The organism is Trichocoleus sp. DQ-U1 (assembly GCF_039961925.1).
Lineage (GTDB): Bacteria > Cyanobacteriota > Cyanobacteriia > Cyanobacteriales > FACHB-T130 > FACHB-T130.
In genome coordinates, this window is the sequence record NZ_JAMPKB010000068.1 from 18,600 (window position 1) to 29,767 (window position 11,168).

Sequence of the window (11,168 nt, forward strand, 5' to 3'; positions counted from 1 at the left end):
ATAGATGACGCCGGATGCCGACAACGCCCCGATAGCTGCACAAGAAAGAATCGATATGTCTGAACAAGAGGTTTTTGTCTTTCCTGCATCATTTGCCCAACAGCGGCTGTGGTTCCTTGACCAGTTGATACCTGGCAATGCGATCTATAATGTGCCGACAGTCATTCGCTTAAAAGGTGCGCTCAATTTCGCGGCATTAGAGCAGACATTTAACGAAATTGTGCGTCGCCACGAAGCCTTACGGACTACATTTAAGGTGCTAGAGGGACAACCTGTACAAGTGATTCCTGCGGAAAGCTGCGCTAATGCTTCCAGTTTAACCATCCCTCTGTCCGTAGTAGACCTGCGGCAATTCCCAGAATGCGATCGCGAACTCCAAGCCCAGCAGTTGGTAGCAGCAGAAATCGAGCGTCCTTTTGATTTGTCCTCTATTCCATTGCTGCGAGTAAAGCTGCTACAGCTTTCCGAAACAGAACATATTCTATTGCTGAATATGCACCACATTATCTGCGACGATTGGTCGATTGGAGTGCTGATTCGGGAACTGGGAACCCTCTACACAGCCTTTACTTGTAAAGACGCGATGCATCCCGTCTCTACGCTGCCGGAACTGCCCCTGCAATACGCTGACTTTGCCCATTGGCAGCGCGAGTGGCTGCAAGGAGAAGTGCTGGAAACCCAGTTAGCTTACTGGCGACAACAATTAAACGGTATTTGCATACTAAATTTGCCTATTGACCGACCGAAACCAGCTGTTGCAAGCTATCGAGGCGCAACGCAATCTTTAGAGTTACCGAAAAAGCTCAGTGATGCGCTCCAGACGCTTTCGCAGCAAGAAGGTGTCACCCTATTTATGACTTTGCTAGCAGCATTTCAGACCTTACTCTACCGCTACACGCATCAAGAAGACATCGCGGTGGGTTCGCCTATTGCTAACCGCAACCGTAGCGAAATTGAAGGATTAATTGGCTTTTTTGTCAACAGTTTGGTATTACGCACCGACTTATCTGGAAACCCAACTTTCCGCGAACTCTTAAGCAGAGTTCGGCAGGTAACACTAGGCGCATACAGCCATCAAGATTTGCCTTTTGAGAAACTTGTTGAGGAGCTACATCCAGAGCGCAACTTAAATATTCATCCGCTATTCCAAGTAGTATTTGGCTTTGAGAATGCGCCAATGTCAGCGTTAGAACTGCCTGGATTAGTGCCTAGCTTTATGGATGTTGACTTTAAAACAACGCGATTTGATTTGGAGTTACATCTGTGGAAGTGTTCCGAAGATTTCCGGAGCTTATGGGGTGGTAAATGGGAGAATTCTGAGGGAATTAGAGGCATCGTGGTGTACAACACGGATTTATTCGATGAAGCCATGATTACTCGGATGCTGGGACATTTTAAAACATTGCTTGAAGGTATTGTTAATAATTCAGAAGAACGAATCGCAACTTTACCCCTATTGGGTGAAACTGAACGACAGCAGTTGGTAATTAAAGGGAACGACACCCAGGCAGATTATCCTAAAAATAAGTGTATCCATCAATTGTTTGAAAATCAGGTAGAGCAGAATCCTGATTCCATAGCAGTCAGTTTTGAAAATGTAGAGACAAGGGTTCTTGAGTCTCTAACCTACCGGGAGTTGAACATACGCAGCAACCAATTAGCACATTATTTACAAAAAATGGGGGTGGTTTCGGAAGTTTTAGTCGGCATCTGTATGGAGCGTTCTGTAGACCTAATTGTGGGATTACTAGGCATTCTGAAAGCAGGGGGAGCTTATGTGCCTTTAGATCCTAGTTATCCTCAAGAACGTTTGAAGTTTATGCTTGATGATGCTTGTAAGGGCGAAGCATTTGTCAAGAAAAAACTTGGCTCCGAGCCAGAAATTACTGCCACGAATGCTTCGCCCATACTATTGCTGACGCAGGAAAAATTTGTTGAGAATTTTGGGGATTTACCGCACCCAGTTGTGGCCCTCGATAAAGATTGGGAAATCATTTCCCAAGAAAGTAAAGAAAACCCGAATAGCAGCGTAACCAGCAATAACTTAGCTTATGTAATCTACACTTCTGGATCTACAGGAAATCCCAAGGGAGTTGCGGTTACTCACAAAGCTGTCAATCGGCTGGTATGCAACACAAATTATGTAAAGTTGTCACCTAATGATAAAGTTGCCCAAGCCTCAAACACTTCCTTCGACGCAGCAACATTCGAGATTTGGGGCGCGTTACTCAATGGCGCTCAACTTGTGGGAATTAGCAGAGATGTTACCCTTTCGCCCCACGAGTTTGCCTTACAACTCCAACAAAAAGATATTAGCATTTTATTTTTGACAACCGCTTTATTTCAACAGATTGCTAGAGAGGTTCCGCAAGCTTTCGCTGACTTGCGCTATTTGCTATTTGGAGGTGAGGCTGTTGATACTCGGTGGGTCAAAAAGGTTATTAAACAAGGCGCGCCGAAGCATTTAATTCATGTTTATGGGCCAACAGAGAATACAACATTCTCTTCTTATTACTGCGTGGAGAATATACCAGAATCAGCAACATTCATCCCCATTGGTCGCCCGATTACGAATACGCAGATTTATCTGCTGGATGCTCATTTACAACCTGTACCCATTGGCATTGTTGGAGAGTTGTACATTGGCGGTGATGGACTGGCGCGAGAATATCTCAATCGCCCTGAATTAACTGCCGAACGCTTTATTTCTAATCCTTTTAGTAAGAAAACAGAAGCACGACTTTATAAGACGGGTGACTTAGCCCGCTATCTACCAGACGGCAATATTGAGTTTTTAGGTCGCATTGATAATCAGGTAAAAATTCGCGGCTTCCGCATCGAATTGGGCGAAATCGAAGCGGCGGTCAATCAGCATCCAGCAGTGCGCGAGACAGTGGTAATTCTTAGGGAAGAAATTCCTGGAGATAAGCACTTGGTTGCTTATATTGTTCCTAACCAAAAACAGGCACCAGCAACCATTAATCTGCGGCAATTCCTGAAAGAAAAGTTACCAGAATACATGGTGCCTTCAGCTTATGTCATGCTAGAATCTCTCCCACTGACACCGAATGGCAAAGTGGATCGCCGTGCCTTACCTGCGGTTGATACGCTCAGTTTTGAGATTAAAGAAGATTATGTCGCACCGCGCGATCGCGTTGAGGAAGCGCTAGCCGAAATTTGGGCTAAGGTTTTGGGGAAACAGCAGGTAGGTGTCCATGACAATTTCTTTGAATTGGGCGGTCATTCTCTACTCGCAACTCAGCTAACTTCCCGCATCCGCGATGCTTTCCAAATAGAGTTATCTGTACGCAACTTGTTTGAATCTCCGACTGTAGCTAGTTTAGCTAGGCACATTGAAACGATGTGTTGGGCAGCTAAAGGTTTGGATAACACGAGTTCCACGGGAAATGAGCGAGAAGAAATAGAATTTTAAGTCTTTCTACAATCTCATTTGCAAATACTCAAGAGTCAGCAAGCGCAAGCGATCTAAACTGTTCTGAGCGTTACCCGCATTTAGCACAAAATGTACTGACAACTTCGGAAAAGAGCTGATTCTTCTCCATCAATACCATGTGTCCACCCGGCTTGATCGTGACGAGTTCAGCTTGAGGTAGTTCGGCTTTCATGCGATCGCTTGCAACAGGTTTAGTTGCGATATCTGTTGCACCGCAAACGACCAACACCGGAACGTTAATCGTTGGGAGTGTTGTTGTTTCCTCGAAATTGAACATTGCCAATGTACCGCGAGCGAGAACACCAGGCGAACCTAAAGCCGATAAGAAAGCGGCGAAATCCAGTTGACCGCGGGTTTCAGTCCCCTTAAATCCAGAAATCTCTACGCTGATGTGTAGCGAACCGTTGAGATAGCTTAGCCAAGTCATCAGCCAAAAGAGGGGTGACAGCAGCATGGTGAGGTACAGTAATGGTTCAAACAGCGGTTTCTGCAATTTGGGTAACACACTGCTCAAGATAGAAGTTTTCAGCGGATTGGTGTAGGTTGTATCTGCGAGGATTAAGCCTGCTACGCGACGCCCCAGATGTTCTGGAAACAGCCGACAGAATGTTAGGTTAATCATGCCACCCATGCTGTGTCCGAGCAGGATAACCGGCTTGTCTCCCGCGATCGCAACAACGGCTTCGAGGTCACGGGCATATTTTTCTACGGAGTAGTCGTTATTTTTGGGTCTAGTAGATTTTCCTAGCCCTGGCAAGTCCCAAACAATCACTCGGAAGCGATCGCTCAGTTGTCGCTTGGCATAGTACCATACCGCACTGTTTGGTCCCCAACCGTGTGACAAGATAATCGGTTGACCATCCTCAGGCCCATAGAACTCTACTTGCAGAACGCTACCATCGGGTCGTTGTATGCGCTGCACAGTTCCGGTACGCATGATTTTGGGTTCGTCAGCACCTTGGCGACGCAGCAGCGGCAAGCTGATAAAACGACCGCCAAGAGACCACAAAACCATCGCCAGTCCGCCTATCAAGTAGGATGTCCCCACCAGTTCCCCTTCATACCACTCATACAGAATGTAAATCCCTCCGCCCAGTATCCCGATGGACAGCAATCCAACCAGCCATACGAGTAGAAAATTGAGGGGCATGAACACCATAAGCAGAAACCTTTAGGGTAGGATGTTGACTGCGTTGTCTTCCAACGTCATACCGAGGTTAGACCACAGTCGGGTCAATAGCAAGTACACTCCTCTAGCGGGTAGTGTCCTAGAAGAGGTTTAATTTTGAAAACAGTTGAGTTTTTATCTTACCTCCGTAGCTTAGATATTCAGGTTTTTGTCGATGGAGAACGCCTGCGCTGTAACGCCCCAGAAGGAAGCCTCACCGCCGAATTACGTGCAGAGATAGCTGAACGCAAAGCTGAAATTCTCTCATTTCTAAGGACAGCTAACGTTACCACAAACGCTACTCCGATAAGCCTTACACCCATTTCGCGGGACAGAAATCTGTCGCTATCCTTTGCACAACAGCGGCTGTGGTTTCTGGATCAATTAGTCCCTAACAATGCTTTCTATAATGTTCCGGCAGCTGTGCGTCTGGTCGGTTCGCTAAATTTAGCAGCGTTGAAGGAGGCTTTTAACGAAATTGTGCGCCGTCACGAAGCTTTACGCACCACTTTTGTAACGGTGGAAGGGCAACCCGTGCAAGCGATCGCATCCACGTTAACTGTACCGCTACCAGTAATAGATTTGCGATCGCGAAGCGTCTCTGTTGGCGAAGCCGCCCTGAAAGGGCTAGGAGAATTAGAAACCGAAGCGCGACGCATCACCACCCAAGAAGCTCAACGCCCTTTTGATTTGTCCAAAGACCCTTTTCTGCGAGTAACGCTACTGCGGTTGGATGAGTCAGAATATGTGCTACTGCTGGTTATGCATCATATTGTCTCCGATGGCTGGTCTATGGGGGTACTAATTCGCGAGTTAGCGGCACTTTACACCACCTTTGCTTCTTGTAAAGACGATAAATTTTCCGCCTCTAAACCTTTACCAGAACTACCCATCCAGTATGCAGACTTTGCCCACTGGCAACGCGAGTGGCTGCAAGGGGAAATATTGGAAACCCAACTTGCTTACTGGCGGCAGCAATTAGAGGGCATTTCTATCTTAAATTTGCCTACTGACAGACCTCGACCAGCCGTTCAAAGCTACCGGGGTGCAACGCAACTTTTGCAACTACCAAAAAGCCTGAGTAAGGCGTTAGAAGCCTTAAGCCAGCAAGAAGGCGTAACTTTGTTTATGACTTTACTGGCAGCATTTCAAACCTTGCTGTACCGCTACACTCAGCAAGAAGATATTGCCGTAGGTTCGCCAATTGCCAACCGCAACCGCAGCGAAATAGAAGGGTTAATTGGTTTTTTTGTTAATAGTTTAGTGTTGCGTACCAATTTTGATGGGAACCCAACATTTCGCTCACTTTTGAGTCGAGTGCGAGAGGTATCGCTGGGAGCGTATGCTCACCAAGATTTGCCTTTTGAAAAGCTGGTGGAGGAACTGCATCCGGAGCGCAACTTGAATCAAAATCCCCTATTCCAGGTGGTGTTTGCATTACAAAATGCGCCAATGTCGGCACTAGAACTACCAGATTTAACCTTAAGCCCGTTGCAATTTCTTGATACAGAAACAACCCGATTTGATTTAGAGTTCCACTTGTGGGAGCAAAAAGAAAATAATGGGTTAGGGGTAGATAGTTCAGAAGGAATTAGCGGCTTTGTCGTATACAGCACCGATTTATTTGATGCAGCCACCATTAACCGGATGCTGGGGCATTTCCAAATATTGCTAGAGGGCATTGTTGCGAATCCAGAGCAACGAGTCTCCAAATTACCAATATTAAGTGAAGCTGAACTCCATCAACTGTTAGTGGAATGGAATAATACTCAGGTCAGTTATCCTAAAGACTTGTTTATCCATCAACTATTTGAAGCGCAGGTAGAGCAGAACAAAGATGCGATCGCGCTGGTATTTGAAGATAAAGAACTCACCTATCAAGAGTTAAACATACGCAGCAACAAACTTGCACGTTATTTACAAAGATTGGGTGTTGGTGCGGAAATTTTAGTAGGACTTTGCGTAGAGCGATCGCTTGAGATGATAATCGGGATGTTAGCCATCCTGAAAGCAGGTGGAGCCTACCTACCTTTAGACCCCAGCTACCCTCCTGAGCGTTTAAATTTTATGCTTAAAAATGCTCAAGTGCCAGTTTTATTAACACGGGAACAGTATATCGAACGCCTTAATAATCAAAATTCAAAAATAATTTGTTTAGACAAAGATTGGGAAAATATTTCTCAAGAAAGCGAAGATAATCCTAGCAGCAACGTTACCGCAGAAAACCTTGCTTATGTCATCTACACATCTGGCACTACAGGAAAGCCTAAAGGAGTTCAAATTAAACATAGTGGACTATTAAATCTAGTATTTTGGCATCAACAAGCATTTGCAGTTTCACCGCTTGACCGAGTAACGCAGGTTGCGGGATGTGCATTTGATGCTTGCACATGGGAAATTTTGCCTTATTTGAGTGCAGGATCTAGCATTTATTTGACCGATGATGAAATTAGGCGATCGCCTGAAAAACTGAGAGACTTCTTAATATCAAAATCAATAACAATTAGCTTTTTACCGACATCTTTAGTCGAGAAAATATTGTTGTTGGATTGGTATAACAACGCAGCTCTACGAGTATTGCTGACAGGGGGAGACAAACTACATCAGTATCCTTTGGCTGAGTATCCTTTCCAGCTAGTTAATAACTATGGCCCAACTGAGAATACAGTTGTGACAACATCGGGTATTATTCGTGTCACAAAGAAAGAAGATCCCTCCAACAGGTCTTATAAAGGAGGGCAAGAAAGGAGCGTAGATGTAGCAGCATCAGGAAATGCGATCGCGCCTACAATTGGTCGTCCCATTGCCAACACTCAAGTTTATGTTCTAGATAAATATTTACAACCTGTACCCATCGGCGTTGCTGGTGAATTGCACATTGGTGGTGATGGACTAGCGCGAGGTTATTTAAACCGTCCCGATTTAACTGCTGAAAAATTCATTTCTAATCCTTTTAGTAACCAAGCAGAAGCGCGTCTTTATAAAACAGGCGATTTAGTTCGTTATCAACTAGATGGCAATATCGAATTTTTAGGTCGCCTCGACGAACAGGTGAAAATTCGCGGCTTCCGCATAGAGTTGGGAGAAATTGAAGCGGTACTGAGCCAGCATCCAGCAGTGCTGCAAAATGTTGTAATAACTCGTGAAGATTTATCAGGGGAAAAGCGTTTAGTAGCTTATGTAGCGCTAAATTCTGAATACAGTGAACAGAAGCAGATGGAAATGCAATTGCAAGATGAGCAGGTTTCGCAATGGCAGATGCTCTACAACGAAAATTATAATCAACCTGCTGCTGGTTCAGATCCAACATTCAATATTGTCGGTTGGAATAGTAGTTATACTAATCAACCGATTCCAGCAGAACAGATGCGTGAATGGGTTGATAACCAGGTCGCGCAAATTCTGGATTTGCAACCGAGTCGAGTTTTAGAAATTGGGTGTGGAACAGGTTTATTGTTGTTTAGAATTGCGCCTCACTGCAATAAATATTGTGGGACAGACTTTTCCTCGGCTTCACTTAACTACATCCAGGAGCAATTGGCACAATTACCTCAAGTAACATTGCTTCAGAAGTTGGCGACTGACTTTGAGGGAGTGGAGTCCGAAGCCTTTGATACGGTGATTCTGAACTCGGTTGTGCAATATTTTCCCAATATTGATTATCTGGTGCGCGTACTGGAGGGAGCAATAAATGCGATCGCTCCCGGTGGCTTCATCTTCATCGGCGATGTGCGTAGTCTCCCCCTGCTGCAAGCTTTCCACGCCTCGGTACAACTGGCTCAAGCGGAACCCTCTCTCACCCGCGAACAGTTGCAGCAACGGGTAGAAATGCAAATGTTCCAGGAAACTGAGTTAGTAATTGATCCAGCTTTCTTCACTGCTTTAAAACAGCAATTTCCCCAGATTAGCGACGTACAAATTCAACTAATCCGGGGTCATTCTCACAATGAATTAACCCAGTTTCGTTATAACGCGATTCTATATATTGGCACAGAAATAGATTCTGAAAGCACCTACATCAATCCCCTCGAAGCGGGGGAAAATAAGAATACTCCGGCTCCCTCCCCATTGCGGGGAGGGCTGGGGAGGGGTTCCTCGCTTAACTGGCACGAAAATAACTTAACTGTCTCCGCTGTACATCAGCTATTAGTTGATAACCAACCAGAACTCTTAAGCATTACCAATGTGCCTAATGCGCGGGTAACAGCAGCAGTTAAAACAGCAGAATGGCTGTCAGGCGCAGCAGAATTTAAAACTGCGGGACAGATGCGCGAAGCATTGCAAAAACTCCAAAATTTAGGAGTAGAGCCAGAAGATTTTCATAGTCTAGATTTCCCTTACAACGTTGAGATTACCTGGTCAGATTCCGGTACCGATGGACGCTACGATGTAGCGTTTGTAAGGAAAGAAATAGACAAGAAAACTACTTTGCCACTCAGCGCTAAATTGCGATCGCTACCATCTTATGCGAATAATCCCCTACAAGCAAAAGCAGCCCGTAAGTTAATCCCTCAATTGCAGACGTATCTCACCCAAAAGTTGCCTGAGTACATGGTGCCATCGGCTTTTGTGGTGCTGGAATCTCTACCGCTTACACCTAATGGCAAAGTCGATCGCCGTGCTTTACCTGCACCCGAACCAGTCAAACTAGAATTGGCAGGAAGTTATGTTGCACCTCAAACTCCGGTTGAGGAAGCGTTAGTGAAAATTTTTGCTGAGGTTTTGGGAGTTAAACGGGTAGGTATTCACGATAATTTCTTTGAATTAGGAGGACATTCATTACTAGCGACTCAGCTTGTTTCTAGAGTGCGCGACGCATTCGGGGTGGAGTTACCTTTGCGTAGTGTCTTTGAGGCACCGGCCATTGCAGAATTATCGAAAGCGATCGCTAGTTTTCAGCAGACCACTACTCAAAGCAAAGCCCCAGCCTTAGTGCCAATTTCTCGTGAAAATCGTCGCATGAAGCTATCTTCTCTCAATAAAGAGAACCAACAACCGTGAACCAGATAAAAACCAGCGACCAATTCCCAGAAAATTTCATCTGGGGCGCGGCTACCTCCGCCTATCAGATAGAGGGTGCAGCAACAGAAGGCGATCGCAAACCCAGCGTCTGGGATACCTTCAGTGCTACCCCCGGACGGGTTGAGAATGGCGATACGGGTGCTGTTGCTTGCGACCATTACCACCGCTACGAAACAGACGTAGAACTGATGGCACAACTGGGTATCAAGCATTATCGCTTCAGTATCGCTTGGCCCCGAATTATTCCTGATGGTCGGGGAAGCGTGAATGAGAAGGGAATTGATTTCTACAAGCGCCTAGTTGATTGCCTGCACAAACACGGGATTACTCCCCACGCCACCTTGTTTCATTGGGACAGTCCTCAAGCACTAGAGGACTTGTACGGTTCTTGGCGCAGCCGGGAGATGGCTTCAGATTTTGCTGACTATGTTACTGCTGTTGTCAGTCGGTTAGGCGATCGCATCACCAACTGGATGACCATCAACGAAATCCCCTGCTTCACTGATTTCGCCTACGATGTGGATAAAGACCCACCCTTTGCCCCTGGCACTCGCGTCAAAACTCGCAAAGAAGTGTGGCAGACTTCTCACCATGCCCTCCTTGCTCATGGAATGGGCTGTCAAGCTATCCGTGCTGCCTCGCCCGTTCCCTGTTCCGTAGCACTTGTAGACAATATTTCTGTTACCGTTCCCCTCACCGAATCAGCGGCTGATATAACAGCGGCTCAGCAAGCTTTCCATACTTCTTGGCTCAATGGTGGGATTATTTTTCCTGCCCTTACGGGTGCTTACAGTCCAGCCATGCTTGAGAAGTTGGGCGTTGATGCCCCAGATATTCAGTCGGGGGATTTAGAAATCATTCACCAGCCCCTCGACGCAATCGGTATCAATATTTACACTGGCACTTATGTTCGTGCGGCGGACAATAAAGACGGTTACGAGTTTCTTGACTTACCCAAAGGCTACCCGCGAATGAATATGCCTTGGCTGCATATCGTTCCTGAGAGTATCTATTGGGGTATTCGCCATATTAGTGACACGCTTGGGCGACAAGATTTGCCCGTGTTCATTACCGAGAATGGTTGCGCTGCCGAAGACGAACTGAACGCGCAAGGCGAGATAATTGATACAGACCGCATTATGTATTTACGCCACTATTTAAAGGCGGCTCATCGAGCTATTGAGGAAGGTTATCCGCTGAAAGGTTACTTCCTTTGGAGTTTCATGGATAACTTTGAGTGGCCTTACGGTTATAGTCGTCGCTTCGGGATTACCTATGTCGATTACAAGACGCAACAACGCATTCCCAAAGCCAGCTTCAATTGGTATGCAGAGTGCATTCGTCAAAACCGAGTGGTTTGAAACGAAATCGTGCGAACTGACAAGTCAGCGCTTCGCGATCGCGCCTTAATAGACCTCTTGCGTGAATCAGGCAGATTGGGAACGGAGCAGTTCAATATTAACGATCGCGGCAATGAGGTTGAAACGGAATCCAAATCGCCGACGACGATTGCGGTATTGTTCT

General features: G+C 46.0%; 4 protein-coding genes and 1 pseudogene. 3 read left to right on the top strand and 2 right to left on the bottom strand.

The features are described from left to right. Window positions 1-4: 4 nt before the first annotated feature. A complete protein-coding gene (locus NDI34_RS21995) occupies window positions 5-3,433 on the top strand; it encodes an amino acid adenylation domain-containing protein (RefSeq protein WP_348233831.1) in 3,429 nt (1,142 codons plus the stop codon). A 70-nt stretch (window positions 3,434-3,503) separates the two neighbouring features. Here the strand turns inward: NDI34_RS21995 and NDI34_RS22000 are convergent, their stop codons facing one another. Beyond that, window positions 3,504-4,613, bottom strand: a complete 1,110-nt coding sequence (locus NDI34_RS22000) for an alpha/beta hydrolase (protein WP_348233832.1) — start codon at window positions 4,611-4,613, stop codon at window positions 3,504-3,506. A 126-nt stretch (window positions 4,614-4,739) separates the two neighbouring features. Here NDI34_RS22000 and NDI34_RS22005 point away from each other — a divergent pair, with 126 nt between their 5' ends. Together NDI34_RS22005 and NDI34_RS22010 are read left to right on the top strand one after the other, a co-directional pair. After that, window positions 4,740-9,623, top strand: a complete 4,884-nt coding sequence (locus NDI34_RS22005; protein WP_348233833.1) for an amino acid adenylation domain-containing protein — start codon at window positions 4,740-4,742, stop codon at window positions 9,621-9,623. Then, window positions 9,620-11,005 (top strand): GH1 family beta-glucosidase, encoded by a 1,386-nt coding sequence (locus NDI34_RS22010; RefSeq protein ID WP_348233834.1) that lies wholly within the window; start codon window positions 9,620-9,622, stop codon window positions 11,003-11,005. The genes NDI34_RS22005 and NDI34_RS22010 overlap by 4 nt, the downstream gene beginning before the upstream one ends. Before the next feature lie 66 nt (window positions 11,006-11,071). Here the strand turns inward: NDI34_RS22010 and NDI34_RS22015 are convergent. Further along, window positions 11,072-11,168, bottom strand: a pseudogene (locus tag NDI34_RS22015) (IS5/IS1182 family transposase); the annotation flags it as partial.